Genomic DNA, 24,787 nt, shown 5'->3' with positions numbered 1-24,787 from the left:
CCTATCAATTTTTTTACTTCGTATACATACAATATGTACAAGTTTCATAAGAGGACACGACATTTATGCTATAGAAACAAAGAGTAAATATATTTTGTATACAAAATAAAAAAGACCTTGTATTTACAAGGCCTTTTGCAAACTCCCTTTATTTTGTAACAAGTACATATTATAATACAAACCTTGCTCACTTAGTAATTCTTGATGTGTTCCTCTTTCTACTATCTCTCCATCATGCATCACAAAAATTTGATCTGCATCTTGAATTGTAGATAATCTATGCGCAATGGCTATCGTCGTTCTACCTTTTCGCATTTGTTGCAACGCTGTTTGAATAGCCTCTTCTGTTTCTGTATCGATATTAGCTGTTGCTTCATCTAATACTAATACTTTCGGATTCGTTGCTATCGTTCTAGCAAAAGCAATTAATTGTCGTTGACCGCTTGAAAATGCTGCACCTCTTTCTACTACTTCTGTTTCATACTGCTCTGGTAACTTTTCAATAAACGTATTCGCTTGCACAAATCGAGCAGCTTCTTTTACTTCTTCATCCGTAATTTCTTCATTATACATACGAATATTTTGCTTTACATTTCCAGCAAATAAAAATGCATCTTGCAATACGAGTCCTATTTTCTTTCTAATTTCTCGTTCTTCAAATTTTTCTAAATCTACACCGTCTATTACAATATTTCCTGACTTAAGATTATAAAATCGCATTAACAAATTCATAATCGTACTTTTTCCGCTACCAGTATGCCCAACAAAAGCAACCGTTTGCCCTTGTTTCACGTGAAATGATACATTTTTTAAAACGTCACGCTTTCCATCATACGAAAAAGTAACATTTTTAAATTCAATATCTCCATCCACAACTTGAGGATTCTCATTGCCTTTTTGAACCGGTGCTAAATCTTTCTCGTCCATTAAATGAAATACACGTGATGACGAAACAAGTGCCTGTTGGAAAAAGGACAATTTCATCATCATCTCATTTACAGGTTGGAAGAAACGATGTATATAGTTAACAAAAGCATATAAAACGCCTACTTCAACAGGGCTCTTTAAAGCATCAATCCCAAATAAACCTAGTACTAAAGCAATAGCTACAATATGTACTAAATCCGTAGCTGGTCGTAAAAGTAATGCGTCTAACTTCAATGTACGTCGCCCTGCACTATAATGTTTATTATTCACTTCTTCAAACTCTTTTCTCATACGTTTTTCTTGTCTGAACACTTGAACAATATTCATTCCTTGTATGGACTCGTTCAATTTTGCATTTAACACGCTTAGTTGATTACGTACTTCTAAATAAAAAGCTGCACTTTTCCGGCGATATAATACCATAATCGCGAACATTATCGGAATTAATACGAGAGAAAATAACGCTAATTTTACATCTAATAAAAACATCGCTATTAAAATACCTACTAAAAAGACTACATTTTTCACAAATGTTGATAATACACTGACATAAAAATCTTTAATCGCTTCCGTATCATTCGTTATACGAGATACGAGCGTACCAATTGGCGTACGATCAAAGAAACTTAATGATAGCTTTTGAACATGTTCATATACTTCAACTCGCATATCTTGAACAATCTTAAAAGCAATGTTCTGAAAGTACAATAGATTTAAATACGTAAATAATACTTTTAATAAATGAGCAACTATGTAAATTACAAATAAAGTAACGAGTGCTGATCGTTCAAAATCCCGCGGTACTAGGTGTTCATCAAGGAATTGTTTAATTAAAAAAGGCCCCATCATTTCCGTTACTGTCGCACCAACTAAAAAGATAAATGCTAAAGATAGCAACCCTTTATATGGCTTCATATAAGAAAGCAATCTACTTAAATCACTTCGCTTCTTCTCTACCATCATACGCCTCCTTTCTCAACTAAAGCTTCTAATTGCTGACTTTCATACATTTCTTTATACCAGCCGTTTTCCTTCATTAATTCCTCATGTGTACCTCTTTGTACAATTCTACCTTCATCAACAACAAGAATCAGATTGGCATGCTGAATTGCACTTAATCGGTGTGCAGTAATAATCGTCGTTTTCCCTGCTCTTTCCCTCTTTAAAGCACTTAAAATTGTCTCTTCTGTTTTTGCATCTACCGCTGATAAACAATCATCCAAAATTAAAATTTCAGCATTTGTTAACAAAGCACGAGCAATAGAGATTCGCTGTTTTTGACCACCAGATAACGAAACGCCTCTTTCCCCTACTACTGTTTCATATCCTTCTGAAAATTGGAGGATATCATTATGAATACAAGCAATATCTGCAGCTTCGGTAATTTCATTATATGTAGCATCCGCCTTTCCAAAGGCGATATTCTCACCAATACTTGCTGAAAATAAAAAATGATCTTGTGGCACATATGAAATAGCAGAACGGACACCATGAAGTGTTAAATCTCGAATATCTCGCTCCCCAACTTTTAATTCACCATTAAAATGATCATACTCACGGATTAAACATTTTAATAAAGTCGTTTTCCCTGCACCTGTACGTCCTACAACTCCTAGCGTTTCGCCCTTCTTCAAATCAAAGTGAATATCGTTTAAATGTAACAGTTCATTTTTCTTATACGAAAATGAATCAACGGCAAACGAAACATTACCGCTCGCTATCGTATGTACAGCATTTTCTCTATTTACTACATCTGATTTTTGTGAAAGAATTTTTTCTACACGGTCATATGAAGCACGCCCACGCTCCATAATATTGAACAACCATCCAAACGCTAACATTGGCCAAACGAGGGTACCTAAATATGTCGTAAATGTAACGAGATCACCTACTGTTAATTCACCTCTTACAACTAATACCGATCCGTAACATACTGCAATTAAAAAAGAAAATCCAACGATAAGAGCGATTGTCGGATCAAATAACGAATCAATACGTGCAACTAACACATTTTTATGCACAACATCTTCTGATTTTTTTCGAAACGCCTGCAAATCTTCTTTCTCTTGTCCAAGCGATCGAATCACTTTCATTCCACTCATACTCTCTTGCACTTTATCATTAATTTCCGAAAACGATTGCTGTGCTTTATGAAACCTTTTATGTAATAATGTTCCATAATAATTTGTCGAAATGGCTACAATCGGCATCGGAATTAAACTTAACAATGTTAACTTCCAACTAATTGTAAAACCCATCGCTACGAGTACACATCCCCCAACAGCCAATGAATCAACAAGCGTTAAAACACCTGCTCCAGCAGTTTGCTGGATCGCTTGAATATCATTGGTCGCATGTGCCATTAAATCACCTGTTCGATTTGACTGATAGAAAGATGGACTCATCTTTGTAAAATGTTCATATAAATTTTTTCGTAATTGGCGAGCTAATTTTAACGAAGACCCGAAAATCATAATACGCCATATGTAACGTAATATGTACATCGTAATACCTACAATTACTAATAGTACAACCCAATTTAGTAACTTATTGGTCGTCAATGTTCCATCATTAATTTCATCTACAACGATTCCAATTACTTTTGGTGCTACAAGTTCTAAAAGTGCAACGCCAAATAATAAAATAGTTCCGGTTATGTATGCTCGTTTTTCTTGTTTAAAAAACCACGCTAAATTCATAAACACTTTCATTTTTTTCCTCCTCCCTTAAAATGAGCGATGTTTTCAGTTTATCAAAAATACAGAATTTTTAAAAGTTTTAAAAACTGTAACTAACAAAAAGAAAGACACTCTTAGCGAGTGTCTTTTAGCGCTTATTTCATTTGTTGCTTGTTCATTGCGCTCATCATTTGATTGATTTTCTTTTGGGAAGGTTTTTGTCCCATTTGCATCATCATCATTTTTAACATTTGTTCGTTAATTGGTGGATTTTTTTGTAAGTAATTCATCATGTATTTGCGGGCAATGAAAAATCCTAACGCCACGCCTGCTACTAGTGCTACTACGCCCACTAGAATACCTAACCAAATTGGCATATATTTTCCTCCTTCATGTTGTCTACCTTACAGTGTACTAAAACCTTTTCAATAAGACAAGATACAATTCGACATTTTTACACATATGTTCGTACTTGTTTTAGAGGATTCAGCCATCCGTACTTTGTATTTTCATAATCCATAGCTAAAAATGTTAATTCACACTTTCTTAACACCTCAAAGAAAGTCGTTTCCATAGAGACATTTCCAGAGGTATTCATACGAATATAGTGCGGTTTCACCATTATTTCACCGTACTCCGCTCCCGTATAAAGTGTATGTGTATGATGTGTTCTATCATATTTACCAAGAACGCGCAAAGCTTGTTCTAATTTATGATGAATTTTCATTACTTGCAATGGTTTTGTTATATACATCATTTGTTTATATAACACTTTTTTCTCCGAAAGGGACCCAGATTCTGAAAATCGAGCAAATAAATCAAAAAACAAATATTCACGACCAAAATAAGATTTCGCAATATCCTCTTGAATTAAATACAATTCATACGTTTTCATTTTTCCCCTCCCAATCTGGACAACCTTTTCTCTTCATTATATATAAGAAAATTTGCAATGATTGTCTGACTGCGGAGAGATAAAAAACTTTTTCTGTCGAAAAAACTCATTTACATAGAAAAATCTCTCCATGCCGGAGAGATTTTTCTGAAATCATTAAAGCATTTCTTTTACTTTACGAACAACGTTCTCTACAGTAAATCCATACTCTTCCATAATCTTCTCACCAGGAGCAGAAGCACCGAATGTATCGATACCTAACACATCTCCTTCAAGACCTACGTAACGGTGCCATCCGAATGTAGCACCCATTTCGATTGCGAAACGTTTTGTTACTGCTTTTGGTAATACAGATTCTTTGTACTCTGCAGTTTGAGCTTCAAAACGATCCATAGATGGCATGCTGACAACAGCTGCGTCAACACCGTCTGCTGCTAATGCTTTTTGAGCTTCAACAGCTAGGCTTACTTCAGATCCAGTTGCAAGTAAGATAACATCAGCCGTTTCTTTCTTGCTTGAAGAAACTACATATGCACCTTTTGCTACTTTTTCATACGTATCATCTTTTGCACCTTCTAATGTTGGAAGGTCTTGACGAGTTAATACTAAAGCAGTTGGTTTGTTTGTAGATTCTAAAGCCAGTCTCCAAGCTGCAACAGATTCGTTACCATCAGCTGGACGGATAACAGAAACGTTCGGCATTGCACGAAGCGCTGCTAATTGCTCGACTGGTTCATGTGTTGGACCATCTTCACCAACAGCGATACTGTCATGTGTGAATACATACGTTACTGGCAATTGCATTAATGCTGCAAGGCGAATTGCTGGACGTAAGTAATCAGAGAATACGAAGAACGTACCACCGTAAGTTTTTAAACCGCCATGTAATGCAATACCGTTCATTGCTGCACCCATTGCGAACTCACGTACACCGTACCAAATGTTTTTACCGCTGTAATCATCTCTTGTAAAGTCTTTTTCGTTATTCATGTATGTTTTGTTAGAACCAGCAAGGTCAGCAGATCCACCGAAGAATGATGGTACAGACTCTGCAATTGCATTAATTACAGCACCAGAAGAATTACGAGTTGCTGCTTTTGATCCTAATTCATAAGTTGGTAAGTTTTGCTCCCAACCTTCTGGAAGTTGACCGTTCATTGCTGCTTGGAATTCGTTTGCTAATTCTGGGTATGCTTGTGCATATTCACCTAGCATAGTGTTCCACTCTGCTTGCGTAGTTTCACCAACATCTTGTACTGTTTTACGGAAGTTGTCGTATACCTCTTCTGCTACGTGGAAATCTTGCTCAGCAGTCCAAGCATATGCTTCTTTCGTTAATTTTGTTTCTTCTACACCAAGTGGAGAACCATGTGAAGCTGATTTTCCTGATTTGTTTGGAGAACCGAAACCAATTGTCGTTCTTACTTCAATTAGCGTTGGGCGTTTTTCGTCAGCTTTCGCTTCTTCAATTGCTTTCGCGATTGCTTCAATATCGTTTCCATCCTCAACACGGATTACTTGCCATCCGTATGCTTTGTAACGATCTTCTACACTTTCAGAGAATGAACGATTTAAATCGCCATCTAATGAAATATCGTTTGAATCATAAAGCACAACAAGGCGACCTAATTGTAAATGAGCAGCTAATGAAGATGCTTCAGCAGAAACGCCTTCCATTAAATCTCCATCACCACAAATAGCGTATGTATAATGATCTACTACATTATACGCATCACGGTTATATTTAGCAGCTAAATGTCTTTCAGCCATTGCCATACCTACAGCAGTTGCAATACCTTGTCCAAGTGGACCAGTCGTTGCATCTACACCAGCTGTATGACCGTACTCAGGATGTCCTGGAGTTTTGCTTCCCCATTGACGGAAGTTCTTTAAGTCATCCATTGTTACATCATAACCAGATAGGTGAAGTAGGCTGTATAATAACATTGAACCATGACCTGCAGATAATACGAAACGATCACGGTTAAACCACGTTGGGTTATTTGGATTGTGTTTCATAAATTGAGTCCATAATGTATAAGCCATTGGTGCTGCACCCATTGGCATTCCTGGGTGACCAGAGTTTGCTTTTTCAATCGCATCGATGGATAATGTGCGAATCGTGTTGATAGAAAGTTGTTCGATTGAATGTGACATGCTATTCTTCCCTTCGCTTATATTAGTAAACGTTTTATACATTTATATGATAGCTTCCCACGCAAGATTATACAACATGTATCGACAAATATGTTGATATTTTTTTGATTTTTTATAAAAAAATCAATGTTTCCGGGAATGTATGGGCATTCAATATGACATACTTTTTCATTATTTTTATTTTAAAAAGAAAGAGAATTATCTGTATATTTATACAATTTTCTTCTATTCTTACATTTTTAAATACGTTTTTAAAAACATAAAAAAGCATCTAACTTCGATGCTTTTCAAATAAGTTAAACAATCCGTTTCCGAATCGAACTTGAAATCAAATCAATTATAATTACCATTAAAATAATACCTAATAAAATAATACCAACACGAGACCAATTCCGTGAACTCAGCGCAAAAATTAAAGGTGTACCAATCCCTCCCGCTCCAATAACCCCTAAAATCGCAGCGGATCTTACATTAATTTCAAATCTGTATAACGTATACGATAGAAAATCTGGTAACACTTGTGGTAACACTGCATACCAAAGTATTTGAAAACGGTTTGCTCCTGTTGCTAGCAACGCTTCCGTCGGTCCTTTATCTATGTTTTCAATTCCTTCTGAATATAGTTTCCCTAACATTCCAATAGAATGTAATCCTAAAGCTAATACTCCTGCAAAAGAGCCTGGACCAACAGCTTTTATAAATAAAAGAGCCATAACTAATTCAGGAAACGTACGAACAAAACTAAGTACAAATTTCCCAGATCCTGAAGTTAATTTTCCACTACTCATATTCGTTGCCGCCCAAAAAGCAAACGGAACAGATAAAAATGCAGAAATAAATGTACCTAATATCGCAATTGCCAACGTATCAATTAATCCATGTAATAAATCTTCACCATCTGGCAAAGATACATACGACCAGTCTGGATTTAATATCCCTGTCATAATTGCTTTCGTGATTTCACCTGCTGTGTCCTTTATCCCTTCTAATGGTACTCCTGAAAAGGCCCATACATATACAACTGTAAGTGCTATTAAAATAATCCAGCGATATATACTCGGTTTCTTCGGTTTTGGCACAATCATCGTCGTTCTATTCATTATAGTTTCTCCCGCAACAATGTACTAATGTAGTCAATTAACAAAACAACAATAAGGGTATAGATAATTATAGAAGCAGTTTGTTGATATTGTAAAAATCCAAGTGTACGATCATAATATAGTCCAATACCACCTGCTCCTACTAAACCTAGGACAGCCGCTGCACGTACATTCACCTCAAATGTATATAGTACATAGGAAACAAAGTGTGCTTTTACTTGTGGAATGACTCCATAAACAATCCATTGTACCTTAGTAGCCCCTACAGCTGTCATCGCTTCTAGTGGGCCAGGGTCAATTGATTCAATTGATTCATACAACAATTTCGCTACAAGTCCAATTGAAAAAAAAGTAAGAGCCAAAATACCTGGAAGTGGCCCAATTCCAAAAATCGCTACGAAAATAGCCGCCAATAATAAATCTGGTATTGTTCGTATAAAATTTAAAATCATTCGAGCTAGACTGTATAAAAATGTGTTAGTAAACACATTACTTGCTGCAAACAATGCAAGTGGAATAGCTAAAATCGCTCCTAAGGTCGTCCCAATAATCGCCATACGTATTGTATCTAACATCGCTGTTGTAATAACTTGAAAATAACTCCAATCAGGTGGCACCATTTCTTTCAATAGATCTACCATATTTGGAAAACCGTCTACCAGTTTTGAAAATGATGCATCTACTTGTACACTACTACTCCACAGCATTAAAATAACTAAAATAAACGTTAACATATGTTTCAATTTACTCGGCGGCTTCGGTATTTCATTTGAATATATCGTCACGTCATTCATTTTACTACCACCTCTAATAATTCGCTTTTCTGAGCAACGTCCCCATAAATTTCAGCAAATTTTTCATCCGTTGCTTCTTCTACTAAACCGTCAAAAACAATTTCTCCTGCATGTAATCCAATAATGCGTGTCGCATATTGTCTAGCCAAATCAATAGAATGTAAATTTACAATTGTCGTGATTCCAAAATCTTCATTAATTTTTTTCAAATCATCTAGCACTTGCTTTGTCGTAAGTGGATCTAACGATGCAACAGGCTCATCTGCCAATATGATTTTTGCTTCTTGCGCCAATGCTCTAGCTATCGATACACGTTGCTGTTGTCCTCCTGATAATTCATCAGCACGCGCATATGATTTTTCTAAAATATTCACTCTTTTTAATGCTTGAAATGCGAGCTCCACATCTTCTTTCGGAAACAAACCTAACGTTGTACGTAATGTGGAATGATATCCAACACGACCAGCTAATACATTTTTTAATACTGTTGATCGCTTTACAAGGTTAAAACTTTGGAAGATCATACCGATATCCCGGCGCATACGCCTTAATCCTTTTCCTTTCGCAGAAGTAATAGACTCACCTTCAATAATGATTTCTCCTTCTGTAATCTCATGAAGACGATTTACGGATCTGAGAAGTGTAGATTTTCCAGCTCCGGATAATCCGACCATTACAATAAACTCACCTTTTTGAATCTTTAAATTTATATTATTCAATCCCCTTGTGCCATTCGGATACATTTTAGAAACATTTCGAAACTCTATCACACAGCTTACCTACTTTCAATGTATTATCAATAACTAAAAAACGGCAAACTAACTGAAATCTCACACCTTCCAGCTAGCCGCCATTTCACTATGTATTATTGCGTCTTCACTGTCTTTCCATATTCACGAACAATATCAAATTTACTATCATCAGATTTAATATATCCTTCATGAGAATATACTTCTTTAATGATTTTACGGCCTTCCTCATTTTTTCCAATTTCAATGAAAGCATCCTGTAATTTCTTGCTCCACTCTTCATCTAAATCAGAACGTACCGAAATCGTATCGTTTGGAATTTTCTCCGTAAATTTCACTATTTTCGTTTGCTCGAATATATTCGGATAATCTTTTTTTACAATATTACGAGCATCTTGGAATACAACAGCTGCATCTACGTCACCATTTAAAAGAGCAATAAGCGACTGATCGTGACCTTTTAATGTAACAGGTTTCACATCTTTTAACGGATCAATTCCCTCTTTTAATAGAACAGCTGCAGGCCATACATACCCTGCTGATGATGTTACGTCTTGATAACCAATCTTTTTACCTTTTAAATCTTTTACACTATTTATATTAGAGTCTTTTTTAACAACAAACTCAGATTTATAATAATCTACTAAATCTTTTGTAGGAGCTCCTGTTTCATCCTCTACTCCAAAACGTTGTGCTTGTAAAATTACATTTGCAGCCTTCTTTTCATGTGCTAATACGTACGCTGTTGGCGGTAAAAATCCTACATCTACTTGTTTAGATGCCATCGCTTCTACAATTGTATTGTAGTTCGTTGAAATACTAACTTTTACCGGAATATTTAATTTATCGCTTAATAGCTTTTCCAATGGTTTTGCCTTTGCCTCTAACGTATCCGCATTTTGAGAAGGAACAAATTGAACATTTAAGGTCTTTGGTACATAACCTTTTTTCGTATCTTCATTTTTACTTGCACTGGACTCTTTCGTCCCGCAGCCACTTAATAATCCGGCCGCTAGTACAACTGTTGTACTCATTGCAAAAACTTTTTTCAACATATTAATGCCTCCATTTTTCTTGTTATAAAATAACCTTCCGTAAACATGAAGAAATATATCACATATTTTGATACACAATTGGTTATTTACAGAATCTTTACACATTCTATACATTCACATCAAAATTCACTTCACATATTTGATATGATTAATTGGAAGATAACAATAGAAAAGGTGAGTCATATTGGAACAAAATCAAACTGTAACTTTAAACATCTTATTAACAAGCGATATACATGGCACTGTTTATCCTATTCACTACCAAGATAACTCCCCAGCAGAACTTGGTTTAGCTAAAATTTCTACTCTTATAAAAAAAGAACGTTCCCAAAATACAAACGTTCTTTTAATTGATAATGGCGACTTTATTCAAGGAACACCATTTACTTATCATTACGTTACATACGAAAAAAACAAAAAAAATCCAATGTCCTTATTAGCGAATTACTTACAATATGACGCTGCAATTATCGGCAATCATGAATTTAATTACGGGATGAATATATTAAATAATGCTGTGACTACTGCGAACTTCCCGTACCTATCAGCAAACATATTAGATAAAAACATAAACAAACCTTATTTCGGAAAACCTTATTTAATCAAACAGATTGAATCCAATATAAAAATCGCTATTTTAGGGGTAACAACACATTACATCCCAAATTGGGAACAGGCCCATCACATTAAAGATTTACTATTTGAAGATGCATTAAAGACTACAAAAAAATGGGTTTCTTATATTCGCGAACATGAGAAACCCGATTTATTAGTCGTAGCCTATCACGGTGGATTTGAAAAAGATTTACAAACCGGGGAACCTACTGAAGTGTTAACAGGTGAAAACCAAGGATATGCAATGTGCCATGAAATTGAAGGCATAGATCTTTTACTAACAGGTCATCAACACCGAGAAATTTCTCACACAATGGCTAACGGTGTAACAATTTTACAGACCGGATGCAATGGACACTCAGTCGGCAAAGTAAAAGTAACATTCGAAAAAACGAAACGTAAATGGGTAAAAAAAGAGAGCTCTTCTGAATTATTATCTGTACAAGGAATTGAAGCGGACCAAGATGTACTTTCATTGGTAGCCGATTACGAAGAGAAAACACAAAAGTGGCTTGATCAACCTATTGGAATCATTCAGGGGGACATGCAAATTTCAGATGCTATGCAAACTCGTTTGCACGATCATCCTTTTATCGAATTCATAAATAAAATACAGATGGATATAGCTAAGGTATCAATTTCTTGTACAAGTTTGTTCCATAATACATCTCCAGGTTTCCCGGAACATGTAACAATGCGTGACATCGTTTCTAATTATATTTATCCAAACACATTAAAAGTAATTAGAATAACTGGAGCTGATATAAAAGCCGCTCTTGAACTCTCTGCTTCTTATTTCACATTAAAAACAGATGGATCCATCATCGTAAGTCCTACCTACATAGAACCAAAACCACAACATTATAATTATGATATGTGGGAAGGGATTTCATATGTATTAAACATTTCAAAACCAATTGGTGAAAGAGTAGAATCTTTACAGCATAACAGTGCTCCTCTTAATATGAATGAAGAATATGAAGTTGTAATGAATAATTATCGTGCAAGTGGCGGGGGAAATTTCTTTATGTTTCAAAACAAACCGGTAGTAAAAGATATACCCACAGATATGTCTGAACTTATCGCTAATTATATATTGGAACATAAAACGATAGAAGCAACAGTTAATAACAACTGGAAAGTTATTAAATAACGATTTTTACAAATAAAAAAAGATGGGCTTCGCCCATCTTTTAATTTAATTTTGCATTATCTTGCTTTTTTAAAGCTTTTAATTTCGTCGGTGTGACATCTGTACCTTCTTCGTTAACAACTTTAATTCCTTTAAGTTCGTTTAACATATTTTGACGAAATCCTTTTAAATATTGTTCACGTAGCGATTGACGCTCACGTTGCTCTTCTTCAGTTAAACCTTCAGCTTTTGCTTTTTTCGCTAAGAAGTTAATGCGTTCAACGAGTTCGTGATTAATCATCTCGAATCCCCCTTCTAATCAAAACTGATTATTATCATACAATAGTTACTCTTCTTTATCAAGCAATTGCTTCGTATACTCTACATATCTACGATGTACAGTCGCCTTTGAAACATTATGACCAAATCCACGTAATGTTGCTGCAATTTCTTCAAACGTGAGTTCACTTTTTCGCAAACGTACAATTTCCTCAATTGGCACTTCTTTTTTCTCTCTTCCTACACTTAAATGACGATTTTTTAAATTATTTTCTGGACGATAACCTTTTTCTACTGCACGTTGCATACCTCGTTTAATTTTCAAATTATGAATCTTTCTTTGATATTCTTCAACAATACCAATAATATCTAATACCATCGAATCAGAATCCGACAATTGTAATTCACCATTATGTGTATGCGTATATACTTTTATGCCTTCTTTATGTAAACAATGCATTAATGCGATCTTCGCATTTCCTCTACCAAGGCGCGTTTCATCTTGTATAAGTAACACATCAATTTGTTCGTCTCGAATTGTATCCAGCACCTCTAATATACCGTCACGTTCAATTGTATATCCACTAGCCTGCTCTTCAATCACCTTAGTAACATTCATTTGATAGCGCTCAGCTAAATGCAATAATTCATCTTTTTGACGTAATAATGATGTTTCTTGCGCTTCTTTCGTTGTACTCACACGTGCATAAATAATTGCATTCATTTTGAACCCCTCTTTCTCCCTATTATTTCCCTATAGTGTAACATAAATCCGCCATTTGTTCGAACTTATGTTTGTAGAATGTTTTTTCACATGTTATACTTATTAATAAGAAAAATGAAAGAAAACGAGGTGTTAGAAAACATGGAAAAGTTAACGAAACGCCAGCAAGACATTCTCGACTTTATTAAGCTAAAAGTACAAGAAAAAGGATATCCACCTTCCGTACGTGAAATTGGTCAAGCAGTCGGCCTCGCTTCTAGTTCTACAGTGCACGGACATTTATCACGATTAGAAGAAAAAGGATACATTCGACGCGATCCAACAAAACCACGTGCCATTGAAATTTTAGGTGAAGACCGAATGGATACGGAAACACAATCTGTTATTCAAGTTCCAATTGTCGGAAAAGTTACTGCCGGTTTACCAATTACAGCGGTCGAAAGCGTAGAGGAACATTTCCCACTTCCAGCTAGTATTGTTGCTGGAGCAGACCAAGTGTTCATGTTACGTATTTCTGGAGATAGTATGATTGAAGCTGGTATTTTCGATGGAGATTTAGTTGTTGTTCGCCAACAACAGTCTGCATATAATGGTGAAATTGTAGTCGCTTTAACAGAAGATAACGAAGCAACTGTTAAACGTTTCTATAAAGAAAAAGACCATTTCCGTCTACAACCAGAAAACTCTTCATTAGAACCTATCATTTTAAAACAAGTGTCAGTTATCGGGAAAGTAATTGGCGTATATCGTGATTTACATTAAAAATAATAAAAAGAAGATAATTACCTTATTTATATACGGTAATTATCTTCTTTTTTGTATTTTGATAGATTTCCATACATTCTATTTCTTATTAACGAGTTTCAATCGTCACATCTCCCGCAGCCGTTTTACCGCTAATCTTTTTACTACCATTGCCAATTGTTACGTTATTATTTTCTTCATTAAAAATTGTTACATCTCCGGCAGCACTTTGCCCAGTAATTACCGCATCTTGTGGTTTTTCCGATAAAGTAATATCTATATCTCCCGCAGTTGAACTTGCTTCTAGATTATACTTGGAATCATGATCTTGAATATTTATTTCCCCACTTGTTGTTTTTGCGGTCACTTTCCCTAATACCTTCTTAAAGTTCACCTCACCAGCTTTTGTCGATCCCTCCACATTCTTAGCCGTTACTTGTTTCAACTCTACTTCTCCAGCAAGTGTTCTAACACTTACGCTATCACTTTTCACATCACTCATTTCGATTTGTCCAGCAGATGAATTTACTTTTACATCTTGATAAGAGCGTTCGGGCACAAGGAGAGTCAATTTAGACGTTTGAAACCTAAAATCATAAAAAGAAAAATCAAATGAAGCACCTTTTTCTCTTTCCCCAATAATTTTTAATGTGTCACCATCTTCTGCAATACGAATCTCTTGTTTACGTACATCTCCTGATTGCTTTACATAAAAAGAAGAATCAGGAGATTTTTGGATAACAATATCTCCGGCATCTAACTTAACTTCTATATTTTTTAATGTTTCGTTTTTAATTACATCTTCTTTATCGCCTTTTTCAGCAGTTTGTACTGCTTTTTCATATGTTTGGGAAATTCCTATTACTCCAATAATGATACAAGCGATAGCGATTAAAAATAGTTTTTTCATCATTTACTCTCCTTTTATCATTTTGAAGTTCCATATTACATATCGTACACACAATCTCTTAAACCACTTTGTACTATAAAAAGCGATAATACACAACAATAAACCTACTCCAACAAACGTTATACTAACGAAAAGATCCAACCATATAAAAGTACCCATAAATACTTTTCCAATAACGAAAAATGGTGTTACTACACTAGCAATACCACCAATCCAAAAAGAAAATATAAAAGCAACAATTGCGACTAACGGGCCTAACACAATAATAAAATTAAACAAACTAAGTCCAATCGCTGCCATAACAGCTCTTGTCACATTTGAAGTCGATGGATTTTTTTTCATTTCATCGAAGCGATACATCGCAAGTAACTCTTTTGCGATTACTTTCGGAGAACCAAGGCCCTGAATTATTTCTGATTCAGTTTTCCCCTCTTCTAGTCCAAACTGAAAGTGCTCTTCATAATCCAATAAAATATCTTGCCTCTCTTCCTCTGGTAACTTTCTAAGATAACTTGATAATTCTTTAAGAAACCCTTCTTTACTCATCCCATTCCACCCCTTCAATAATTTCTTGTACCCCTTTCGCAAAATCACGCCATTCTGTTACTAACAAATGAAATTGCGTCTCCCCTTGCTCTGTTAATTGATAATATTTACGAGGTGGCCCTTCTGTAGATTCCTTTAAATACGTTTGAAAATACCCTTCTTTCGTCAAACGACGTAACAAAGGATATACTGACCCTTCCGATATTAAAAATTTATTAGAAATTTGCTGAACAAGTTCATAACCGTAACTATCTTTACGTTTTACAAGTGCTAATACACAAAGTTCAAGCACACCTTTTTTAAACTGAACGTTCAAGTGTTATCCTCCTTTCCTATCTTAGTACTGTTCAATACACGGTACCTGTTTTATCCATAATATACCACTTAGTATTATTTATTGCAAGGTACTAAGCTATATTTATTCCCTAAATTTAGAAAATGAACTAACGAAATTCTGAATAAGACTGTGTTATAACTGAGCATCATTACGTTAATATCATTGAGTAATAATCTGATTCACAAGCCACAAACTTATAGCCTTGCAGATGAGGACATAAAAATCATCGCTCGCGTTGTACAAGGCAGTAAAGAATTATTAAGTTTTAGCACAAGTGATTAAAAAAGATAAGATCAATTCTTTTGAAAAGATTTTCTTAGTAACATGATTCAAAATAACCAAAAACAATCCATTATCTAGTAGTTAACATATCCAATAACTTCACTAAAAAAGCCTTGATACCGTAGTATCAAGGCTTTTTCATTTCACAAATTATATAAAACTTACATTTATCTGATAATATTTTTCTATGATATCACTACTTGTTATTAATTATTGGCTTTTATGTGGCTGTTTTTCATTTTGCAACCATATAAAATTGTAATAATAGGGAATTAAAAAACCCTTGATACGAGTTGTATCAAGGGTTCAAGCCTCTTAGTATAGAGACATATATTGATCGCGTTCCCATTGGTGAACTTGTGTTCTAAAGATATCCCACTCAATCTCTTTCGCTTCGATGAAGTGCTCAAGTAAATGTTCTCCTAGTGCACCGCATACTACTTCATTAGATTGTAATGTAACTAATGCTTGCGCTAATGTTGCTGGTAAGTCAACGATACCTGCTTCTTCGCGCTCTTCTTTTGTCATTACATAGATGTTACGGTCTACTGCAGCTGGTGGAGTTAATTTGTTTTTAATTCCATCAAGACCTGCAGCTAATAATGTAGCCATTACTAAATATGGGTTTGCAGCTGGGTCAACACTACGTACTTCTACGCGTGTACTAATACCACGAGATGCAGGGATACGTACTAACGGGCTACGGTTTTGTGCAGACCATGCTACGTAACAAGGCGCTTCATATCCAGGTACTAGACGTTTATATGAGTTTACAGTTGGATTTGCTATCGCTGTAAATGCTGGTGCATGTTTTAAAATACCTGCGATGAAGTGACGAGCATCATCACTTAGTTGTAAGTCACCGTTTGCATCAAAGAATACGTTCTCACCATTTTTAAATAATGATAAGTTACAGTGCATACCTGAACCGTTCACACCGTATAGTGGTTTCGGCATAAATGTTGCGTGTAAACCATGTTTACGGGCAATTGTTTTTACAACAAGTTTGAATGTTTGAATGTCATCACATGAGCGAATTGCATTTGCATATTTAAAGTCAATTTCATGCTGCCCTGGAGCAACCTCATGGTGAGATGCTTCAATTTCAAATCCCATTTCTTCAAGTTCAAGAACGATATCACGACGACAGTTTTCCCCTAGATCCATCGGCGCAAGGTCGAAGTATCCACCGTTATCGTTTAGTTCTAATGTTGGATTTCCTTTTTCATCAACCTTAAATAGGAAGAATTCTGGCTCTGGTCCAAGATTGAAGTCTGAAAACCCTAAAGCTTCCATTTCTTTTAACACACGTTTTAAGTTGTTACGTGGGTCTCCATCAAATGGAGTGCCATCTGCATTGTAAATATCACAGATTAGTCGAGCTACTTTACCTTTTTCAGCTGTCCAAGGGAAAATTACCCAAGTGTCTAAATCAGGATATAAATACATATCAGATTCTTCAATACGTACGAAACCTTCAATCGAAGATCCATCAAACATCATTTTGTTATCAAGAGCTTTCGTTAATTGTCTCACTGGAATCTCTACGTTTTTAATTACCCCTAAAAGGTCCGTAAATTGTAAACGGATATACTTTACATTCTCTTCTTTCGCCAAACGGAAAATATCTTCTTTTGTGTATCTAGACATTATAAATTCCTCCTTAGTCCCTCTAATCGCCTTCAGAATCAGTTATCTTTAGTGAAAAAATCTTGAAATGTCACCTTGTCGCAATGAAGTTCGATTGAATCTACCTGTATGTTGTAGTTCATCTCGAAGTATTTTGCGAAGCTCAGTTTTTGAAATTTCTTTCGTTTCTTCTTTTACTTTCACTGCTTCTGTTTGATTTTCTTTCATTAGTAACACTTGCTTAATACCAGCCATATTCAAGCCTTGATCTAACAAATCTTTAATCTCTAACAACTTATCTACATCGTTAAATGAAAATAATCTACGATTCCCCTTTGTACGGGTTGGAGAAACAAGATTATGCTCTTCATAGTAGCGAATTTGACGTGCAGACAATTGTGTTAAATCCATAACAATACCAATTGGAAACAGCGGGGCAGAACGTCTATCTTCTTTCATTTTTCAGTTCCTCCTTCGCCTTAACTGCTTCTCATTTTATAACATGTTATGTTTAGTGTCAATAGATGTTAGCTTTTCTTACATGATTTTTTTATAAATTTTTTCATTCTTTTTTCTAATCGCATAAATCGTTACTTTTATACGAAAAAAGCTGCCGATATCGACAGCTCCCCTTTAAGAAATTGTTAATAAATTCTTTTCAATCAATTCATCAATCGCAGAACAAATCGCAATTTTAACATGCGAATACGTTAATCCACCTTGCACATATGCAACATACGGTGGTCTAATCGGACCATCAGCAGATAATTCAATACTTGCACCTTGAATAAATGTTCCCGCCGCCATAATTACATCATCTTCATAACCTGGCATATAGTTTGCATACGGAGTAAAATGCGAATTAATTGGAGATGCATATTGAATCGCTTGACAGAAGGCAACCATACGGTCTTTATCATCAAATTGAACAGATTGAATTAAGTCTGTTCTTGGTGCATTCCACGCTGGTGACGTGTTCATTCCTAACTTTTCTAAAAACGCAGCTGTAAAAATTGCACCTTTCAGCGCTTGTCCTGCAACATGTGGCGCTAAGAAGAACCCTTGATACATTTCTTGCAGACTGTATAAAGACGCTCCAGCTTCCGCACCAATTCCCGGAGATGTTAAACGATATGCACACGCTTCAACATACTGTTCTTTACCGACAATGTAACCACCAGTTTTTACAATTCCCCCGCCTGGGTTTTTAATAAGCGAACCCGCCATTAAATCTGCACCAACATGACACGGCTCTTGCTCTTCAATAAACTCACCATAACAGTTATCTACAAACACAACAACATCAGGTTTAATTTCTTTAACAAACGCGATCATCTCTTTAATTTGAGAAATAGTAAACGATGGACGAGTAGCATAACCTTTCGAGCGCTGAATACCGATCATTTTCGTATTACTATGAATCGCTGCTGCAACAGCTTCAAAATCAACAAGCCCACCTTCAGTTAGCGGAACTGCATTGTAACCAATATTATATTCTTTAAATGAACCTACACCTTTCCCACGCACACCAACGATTTCCTCTAACGTATCATACGGTTTCCCAGTAATGTACAATAACTCATCTCCTGGACGTAAAATACCGAATAACGCTGTAGAAATAGCGTGAGTACCTGAAATAATTTGCGGACGAACAAGTCCAGCTTCCGCCCCAAATACATCAGCATACACTTTTTCTAACGTATCACGGCCAATATCATCATAACCATAACCTGTCGTCGGGATAAAATGCGAGTCACTAATTTTATGTTTACGAAAACTTTCTAATACACGAAACTGATTACTTTCAATTACTTCATCCGCACGTTTATGTACTTCTGTAATCTGACTCTCTACTTCTTTTACGATTGGAGCAATTTTTTCTCCATTTTTCAAACGATCAAACATTTTTATTTTCTCCTTCTTCCACTAAAAATCTCTTTAATTGCACATTAAGCGATGAATGAGTAAAAATATACCCTGCACAATCATATACAAATTTATCTTCCAGAAACTCCATCTTTGCTAATAGCGTTTCCGTCTTTAAAAGCGTTAATAACTTACCTTCACTCGGAGGGATTTCTACTCGATAACGATCCATTTCTTTCTTCATTTTCATTTCTATCGCTTCTTTTATACGCAATACATCACTTTCTTCAAAAGCGCTAGTCATTAAGAAATCACTTTTCGGAAACGGAATAAAGTTTTGATGTAATTCATCTTTTTTATTATATAACGTAATAATAGGAATATGATTGATTTCAAGTTCTGATAATAATCGTTTTACTGTTTTTTCATGCCCTATGTAGTTAGGATCCGCAGAATCAACTACATGTAAAATAACATCTGCTTCCCCCGCTTCTTCCAGTGTTGAACGAAAAGCAGCAATTAATGAAGTGGGTAAATCTTGTATAAAACCAACAGTATCAGTTAGTAATACTGTATAACCAGAAGGTAAGGGCATCTTCCTCGTCGTTGGGTCTAGTGTTGCAAACAGAAGGTTTTCTTCAAACGTATTAGCTTCCGTTAATCTATTAAACAGTGTCGATTTCCCTGCATTTGTATAGCCTATTAATGAAATTTGAAATACTTTATTGTCTTTTCTTCTCTCACGATATCTTTTTCGGTGTTCCACAACAACTGCAAGTTGTTTCTTTATTTCATCAATACGCGATCGAATATGACGACGATCCGTCTCAAGTTTCGTCTCACCCGGTCCTCTCGTTCCAATACCACCACCAAGACGTGATAAGGACAACCCTTGCCCCATAAGACGTGGCATTGTATATTGCAACTGAGCTAATTCTACTTGAAGCTTACCTTCCCTCGACTTCGCACGTTGCGCAAAAATATCTAGTATTAGTTGCGTTCGATCAATTACTCTCGCATCTAATACTGAGGATAAATTCCGAATTTGACTCGGCGTTAATTCATTATTAAATATAATAACATCCGGCTCTAATTCTTCAGTTAGCATTGTAAGCTCTTCTAATTTCCCTTTACCTATGTAAGTTGCCGGATGAAACTTCGGTCGTTTTTGCGTTGTTGAAACTAACACTTCCGCTCTCGCAGTCTTAGCTAGTGATGCAAGCTCTTTCATGGAATGCATAAATTTTTCATCATCATCTTGCGGCAATTGACAGCCTACTAATATGACTTTTTCTTTTTCTTCCATCAAATATGTTCACTCATCCTTTTCGAAATTTAAACCTTCTAATATAATAGCAGAGGAAGCATATTTCATCTAGTTAGCGGGGGAGAAAATTCATGGCATGGGAGATTTTTAGCATCATAGGCACAATCGCTTTCGCACTAAGCGGAGCCATTGTTGCAATGGAAGAGGATTATGATATTTTCGGGGTGTATATTTTAGGAATGGCAACCGCATTTGGGGGAGGTGCCCTTCGTAATTTATTAATCGGTTATCCGATTGTCGCGTTTTGGCAACAAGACATGTTATTCCAAATCGCACTTTTATCAATGACTATTATTTTTCTTTTTCCAAATAAGTTAATTAGACATTGGAAAAAGTGGGAAAATATCACTGACGCTATCGGCTTATCAGCATTTGCTGTACAAGGAGCATTATATGCTCAAAAATTAAATTTACCAATTAGCGCCACAATCGTGGCAGCTGTTTTAACTGGTATCGGCGGCGGTATCATTCGCGACCTTTTAGCCCGCAGAAAACCTCTCGTTCTTCGAGCTGAAGTATATGCCTTTTGGACAATTTTAGCAGGTTTCTTAATTGGCGCTCAAATTATTGTTAGCGATTGGGCCCTTTACATTTTATTCATTTTAATTGTTTGCTTCCGCATGGTTTCTATTCATTACAAATGGCATTTACCGCACAGACGTATCGAAACGAAAGAACGTTCAATGCATAAATAGCAATCTAACCTCTTTACATATCGTAAAGAGGTTTTTCTTTTCTAACGATTTTTTCTTTATATAATGTTTATACTAATTTTTAAAGTGAGGTGAATACAAATGACAAACCACGTTAATAAAGGAGCTCAAAAAAGTTCAGTAAACCAATTTGGACACGACCCTAATTCAGCACACGAAAAGAGCGCTAAAATGGAACGCTTCCATAAAGCGCACCAAGAAAAAGCAAAAAAAGAGTAAACGAACTTATACACAAAAATAGACGCACAGTTTATGTACTGTGCGTCTCCTCTTCGAGCATCAAATCCATACTCGATATTCCAATTAAATCATTTTTATCATACGTATCTTCTTGCAACAACCGCATCGCCTGTGTACGAATTGATTTTTCAACAATATTCCGTACATACCGCCCATTACTAAACGATGTAATTTGCGACGAATACTTCACCGCATGTAAATGATCCCTAAATTTCCATTCAGCTTCTTTTGATAACTGATATTCACGATCTTCATACATTCTCTTTCCAATTTCCAATAGCTGATTTACCGAGTAATCCGCAAATTCAATAATAAATGGAAAACGAGATTGCAGCCCTGGATTTAATGAAAGAAAGTGATTCATCTCTCTTGAATATCCAGCTAAAATCAATACAAAACCATGTTGTTTATCTTCCATATGTTTTACAAGCGTATCAATTGCTTCTTTTCCAAAGTCCTTCTCTCCTCCTCGAGCTAAAGAATACGCCTCATCAATAAACAAAATACCTCCCATTGCTTTTTTTATTAAGTCTCTTGTTTTTTGAGCTGTATGGCCGATGTACTCTCCTACAAGATCAGCACGTTCAGCTTCAACCAAGTGGCCTTTCGATAGAATATTCATCTCAAACAGCAATTTTCCTATCATTCTAGCAACAGTCGTCTTCCCTGTACCCGGATTCCCTTTAAACAGCATATGAAGCACTTGCTTCTCAGACTTCAATCCCTTCTCTTGTCTTTTTTTATTCACATAAATCCAAGCATATATTTCTTTTATTATCTTTTTTATATCATCCATCCCAACAAGCTTCCCCATCTCTTCTTCAATTCTCTGCAGCATTTCATGTTTAATTGTAGTTTCATTTGAAATTACCGTTTTATTTTCTGCGGCTGGCAAAGAAATTTTCTTTCGATGGTTTAACACAATATTAATTTGATTGTTGTTTTTCTTTCGCATCGATTGTTCCATACAATCACCTCATTTTATCCCGCTATTTGCGAGCAGTAAGACTCCCACCTCGACATTCAGCAAACGTTTGGTATTTAAGCGGGAGATAACCGCCCGTAAATGCCCGATTGGTTCAACTAATAATCGCAGAGGATGAACAAAATCCCCACTGATTATAGTTTCACTTTATCCACTCACCAAATATTATTATTCCTGTCCCCCTTGTAAATGCCTATTTTCAGAAAAGTTTGCTATAATATAAGAAATAATTAAGGTGGTGGGACTATGGAGACAACGGAATTCCATGATACAATACAAGCCTTTTCTATTTTTTTATTGAATAAAGGCCGAAAACCCTCAACTATTAAACGTTATGTTTATGACGTTGAAGACTTCGGACATTGGTTAGAAAAAAACAAAAAGCTCCCTTCCAGTAATATATGGGCTACACTTTGTACAAAAGACTACGAAGATTACTTTTCCGATTTAAAAACGAATCGACATTACTCAGAAAAAACGATGCATCGTGTATTTACTGTATTAAATAGAATGCATCACTTTCTAAACATTCCCAATCCATTGAAGAATATGGAAATATCTATTCAACCAGACCGTACACTTCGTAACGAAGATTTCATTTCACCTGATGAAGAAAAAAGATTAAAGTATATAGTCACTTCATTAGAAGGACTTTCAGAAAAACAACTTCCTGTGCGCCCTTTATTAATGGATCGCAATATTGCTATTTTAAATCTATTGATCGACTACGGTTTATCCTTACAGGAACTTACAGCATTAACAATGCATCACGTTCACTTTGAAACTAACACATTGTCAATCCCAGCAACCGCAGGTGTAGAAAGAACAATTACATTAGCAAAAGAAGACAAAAAACAACTATATAATTATTACAAAAGTATCCCAGAACCAGTTCGTCCTAAGTATCATAGTGATGATTCATTGTTTGTCGCATTTGATTTTAACCGCGGAACATACAGGTGGGTATATGAAAATGATGCACCAAAGGCATTAACGGAAATTGCTATACAAAAAATGATTCGCCTCGAAGTGGCTAGAGCCAATTTACGTAAAGGAATTTCAGGACAACATTTTCGTAACACCTATATTTTAAACTTAATAAAAAAAGAAACTCCTGAATCAGAAATTATAAAGCTCGCTGGATTCAAATCAAAAATTTCATTAAAGCGATATTATCAATACGCAGAAAATAGAAAAAACGCCTTATTGTAAGGCGTTTTTTCTATTTTTTCTTTAAACAAACGATTTTACTATGACCATTTAACTAATTTCTGCATCTACTATGATGAGTTTCGTTCACATTTTCGTGAGAAAGGAGAGATTTAATGTCTCGTTATAACGACAATCAAAACAAATTCTCCAAACCATGCTTTCCAAGTAGCGCTGGACGAATCCCAAATACTCCATCAATCCCAATTACTAAAGCTCAACTTAGAACATTTCGTGCGATTATTATTGATTTAACAAAAATAATCCCAACACTTTTTGCAAATCCATCTCCCCAAAATATTGAAGATCTAATCGATACATTGAACCTACTAAGTAAATTTATTTGTTCACTAGACGCTACTTCCTCCCTGAAAGCACAAGGGTTAGCTATTATTAAAAACTTAATAACTATATTAAGAAATCCAACCTTTGTAGCAAGCGCTGTATTTATTGAGCTTCAAAATCTCATTAACTATTTACTATACATTACAAAATTATTCCGAATTGACCCTTGCACACTTCAAGAGCTTCTTAAATTAATAGCAGCATTACAAACTGCTCTAGTTAATTCTGCTTCGTTCATTCAAGGACCTACCGGACCTACTGGACCAGCAGGCGCTACTGGTGCTACCGGACCTCGAGGTAACACGGGCGCTACTGGCGCTACCGGACCTCAAGGTAACACGGGCACTACCGGTGCCACTGGACCTCAAGGTAACACGGGTGCTACTGGCGTTACCGGTGCCACTGGACCTCGAGGTAACACGGGCGCTACTGGCGCTACCGGACCTCAAGGTAACACGGGCGCTACTGGCGCTACCGGTGCCACTGGACCTCGAGGTAACACGGGCGCTACTGGCGCTACCGGACCTCAAGGTAACACGGGCGCTACTG

The 24,787-nt window shown here is 35.8% G+C and carries 25 protein-coding genes; 6 read left to right on the top strand and 19 right to left on the bottom strand.

The annotated features are described in order from the left end of the window. Positions 1–123: 123 nt before the first annotated feature. From MRP26_RS25200 to MRP26_RS25160, 9 genes are all read right to left on the bottom strand, one after another. Complete coding sequence (locus MRP26_RS25200) at positions 124–1,887, bottom strand: ABC transporter ATP-binding protein (protein ID WP_000229518.1); 1,764 nt, start codon at positions 1,885–1,887, stop codon at positions 124–126. Next, on the bottom strand, positions 1,887–3,638 hold the full coding sequence (locus tag MRP26_RS25195) for an ABC transporter ATP-binding protein (protein ID WP_197241244.1): 1,752 nt from the start codon (positions 3,636–3,638) through the stop codon (positions 1,887–1,889). The genes MRP26_RS25200 and MRP26_RS25195 overlap by 1 nt, the downstream gene beginning before the upstream one ends. Positions 3,639–3,760: 122 nt before the next feature. Beyond that, a complete protein-coding gene (locus MRP26_RS25190) occupies positions 3,761–3,982 on the bottom strand; it encodes a YneF family protein (RefSeq protein ID WP_001123317.1) in 222 nt (73 codons plus the stop codon). 77 nt (positions 3,983–4,059) lie between these two features. Further along, positions 4,060–4,500, bottom strand: coding sequence for a sporulation inhibitor of replication protein SirA (gene sirA, locus MRP26_RS25185; RefSeq protein WP_000860652.1), 441 nt, complete (start codon positions 4,498–4,500; stop codon positions 4,060–4,062). A gap of 156 nt (positions 4,501–4,656) precedes the next feature. Then, positions 4,657–6,657, bottom strand: coding sequence for a transketolase (gene tkt / locus MRP26_RS25180; RefSeq protein WP_000019776.1), 2,001 nt, complete (start codon positions 6,655–6,657; stop codon positions 4,657–4,659). 296 nt (positions 6,658–6,953) lie between these two features. Continuing rightward, the gene (phnE, locus tag MRP26_RS25175; RefSeq protein ID WP_001082388.1) at positions 6,954–7,757 is read right to left on the bottom strand and encodes a phosphonate ABC transporter, permease protein PhnE; all 804 of its coding nucleotides are present in this window, start codon (positions 7,755–7,757) and stop codon (positions 6,954–6,956) included. Then, complete coding sequence (gene phnE / locus MRP26_RS25170) at positions 7,757–8,551, bottom strand: phosphonate ABC transporter, permease protein PhnE (RefSeq protein WP_001000774.1); 795 nt, start codon at positions 8,549–8,551, stop codon at positions 7,757–7,759. The genes phnE (MRP26_RS25175) and phnE (MRP26_RS25170) overlap by 1 nt, the downstream gene beginning before the upstream one ends. After that, positions 8,548–9,321 carry a phosphonate ABC transporter ATP-binding protein gene (gene phnC, locus MRP26_RS25165; protein WP_242807046.1) on the bottom strand — a complete coding sequence of 258 codons (774 nt, stop codon included), beginning with the start codon at positions 9,319–9,321 and terminating at the stop codon, positions 8,548–8,550. Before phnC ends, phnE (MRP26_RS25170) begins: the two co-directional genes overlap by 4 nt. 95 nt (positions 9,322–9,416) lie before the next feature. Next, positions 9,417–10,355 carry a phosphate/phosphite/phosphonate ABC transporter substrate-binding protein gene (locus MRP26_RS25160; RefSeq protein WP_000915066.1) on the bottom strand — a complete coding sequence of 313 codons (939 nt, stop codon included), beginning with the start codon at positions 10,353–10,355 and terminating at the stop codon, positions 9,417–9,419. 184 nt (positions 10,356–10,539) lie between these two features. Here MRP26_RS25160 and MRP26_RS25155 point away from each other — a divergent pair, with 184 nt between their 5' ends. Continuing rightward, positions 10,540–12,123, top strand: coding sequence for a bifunctional metallophosphatase/5'-nucleotidase (locus MRP26_RS25155; protein WP_071731665.1), 1,584 nt, complete (start codon positions 10,540–10,542; stop codon positions 12,121–12,123). A 40-nt stretch (positions 12,124–12,163) separates the two neighbouring features. On the opposite strand, the gene MRP26_RS25150 is transcribed toward MRP26_RS25155, so the two are convergent. Further along, positions 12,164–12,403, bottom strand: a complete 240-nt coding sequence (locus MRP26_RS25150; RefSeq protein WP_000607015.1) for a DUF896 domain-containing protein — start codon at positions 12,401–12,403, stop codon at positions 12,164–12,166. 45 nt (positions 12,404–12,448) lie between these two features. Then, positions 12,449–13,105, bottom strand: a complete 657-nt coding sequence (locus MRP26_RS25145; protein ID WP_000991471.1) for a YneB family resolvase-like protein — start codon at positions 13,103–13,105, stop codon at positions 12,449–12,451. Between the two features lie 141 nt (positions 13,106–13,246). Here MRP26_RS25145 and lexA point away from each other — a divergent pair, with 141 nt between their 5' ends. Then, the gene (lexA, locus tag MRP26_RS25140) at positions 13,247–13,867 is read left to right on the top strand and encodes a transcriptional repressor LexA (RefSeq protein WP_000413738.1); all 621 of its coding nucleotides are present in this window, start codon (positions 13,247–13,249) and stop codon (positions 13,865–13,867) included. Between the two features lie 91 nt (positions 13,868–13,958). Here the strand turns inward: lexA and MRP26_RS25135 are convergent, their stop codons facing one another. From MRP26_RS25135 to hflX, 7 genes are all read right to left on the bottom strand, one after another. Beyond that, complete coding sequence (locus MRP26_RS25135; protein WP_001986547.1) at positions 13,959–14,762, bottom strand: DUF4097 family beta strand repeat-containing protein; 804 nt, start codon at positions 14,760–14,762, stop codon at positions 13,959–13,961. After that, the gene (locus MRP26_RS25130) at positions 14,763–15,305 is read right to left on the bottom strand and encodes a DUF1700 domain-containing protein (protein ID WP_000031386.1); all 543 of its coding nucleotides are present in this window, start codon (positions 15,303–15,305) and stop codon (positions 14,763–14,765) included. Beyond that, positions 15,298–15,621: a PadR family transcriptional regulator gene (locus MRP26_RS25125; protein ID WP_001102628.1), complete on the bottom strand. Its 324-nt coding sequence runs from the start codon at positions 15,619–15,621 to the stop codon at positions 15,298–15,300. Before MRP26_RS25125 ends, MRP26_RS25130 begins: the two co-directional genes overlap by 8 nt. 618 nt (positions 15,622–16,239) lie before the next feature. Beyond that, positions 16,240–17,574 carry a type I glutamate--ammonia ligase gene (gene glnA, locus MRP26_RS25120; RefSeq protein WP_000092763.1) on the bottom strand — a complete coding sequence of 445 codons (1,335 nt, stop codon included), beginning with the start codon at positions 17,572–17,574 and terminating at the stop codon, positions 16,240–16,242. A gap of 48 nt (positions 17,575–17,622) precedes the next feature. After that, a complete protein-coding gene (glnR, locus tag MRP26_RS25115) occupies positions 17,623–18,012 on the bottom strand; it encodes a transcriptional repressor GlnR (protein WP_000656783.1) in 390 nt (129 codons plus the stop codon). A 174-nt stretch (positions 18,013–18,186) separates the two neighbouring features. Further along, positions 18,187–19,458, bottom strand: coding sequence for a methionine gamma-lyase family protein (locus MRP26_RS25110; RefSeq protein WP_069356096.1), 1,272 nt, complete (start codon positions 19,456–19,458; stop codon positions 18,187–18,189). Continuing rightward, on the bottom strand, positions 19,451–20,725 hold the full coding sequence (gene hflX, locus MRP26_RS25105) for a GTPase HflX (protein WP_069356097.1): 1,275 nt from the start codon (positions 20,723–20,725) through the stop codon (positions 19,451–19,453). The genes MRP26_RS25110 and hflX overlap by 8 nt, the downstream gene beginning before the upstream one ends. Before the next feature lie 92 nt (positions 20,726–20,817). Here hflX and MRP26_RS25100 point away from each other — a divergent pair, with 92 nt between their 5' ends. Both MRP26_RS25100 and MRP26_RS25095 read left to right on the top strand, forming a co-directional pair. Further along, positions 20,818–21,441 carry a trimeric intracellular cation channel family protein gene (locus MRP26_RS25100; protein WP_000312267.1) on the top strand — a complete coding sequence of 208 codons (624 nt, stop codon included), beginning with the start codon at positions 20,818–20,820 and terminating at the stop codon, positions 21,439–21,441. A 99-nt stretch (positions 21,442–21,540) separates the two neighbouring features. Next, positions 21,541–21,678: a hypothetical protein gene (locus MRP26_RS25095; RefSeq protein WP_000181505.1), complete on the top strand. Its 138-nt coding sequence runs from the start codon at positions 21,541–21,543 to the stop codon at positions 21,676–21,678. A 31-nt stretch (positions 21,679–21,709) separates the two neighbouring features. On the opposite strand, the gene spoVK is transcribed toward MRP26_RS25095, so the two are convergent. Beyond that, positions 21,710–22,666, bottom strand: coding sequence for a stage V sporulation protein K (gene spoVK, locus MRP26_RS25090; RefSeq protein ID WP_000438177.1), 957 nt, complete (start codon positions 22,664–22,666; stop codon positions 21,710–21,712). Between the two features lie 264 nt (positions 22,667–22,930). Here spoVK and MRP26_RS25085 point away from each other — a divergent pair, with 264 nt between their 5' ends. After that, positions 22,931–23,896 carry a tyrosine-type recombinase/integrase gene (locus MRP26_RS25085; RefSeq protein WP_000450330.1) on the top strand — a complete coding sequence of 322 codons (966 nt, stop codon included), beginning with the start codon at positions 22,931–22,933 and terminating at the stop codon, positions 23,894–23,896. Positions 23,897–24,009: 113 nt separating this feature from the next. Then, a partial coding sequence (locus tag MRP26_RS25080; RefSeq protein ID WP_242807044.1) for a collagen-like repeat preface domain-containing protein occupies positions 24,010–24,787 on the top strand: 778 nt, incomplete at its 3' end.

It is taken from the genome of Bacillus sp. CCB-MMP212 (assembly GCF_022748145.1).
GTDB classification, from domain to species: Bacteria; Bacillota; Bacilli; order Bacillales; family Bacillaceae_G; genus Bacillus_A; species Bacillus_A cereus.
This window is presented reverse-complemented; position numbering and strand designations above follow the sequence as displayed.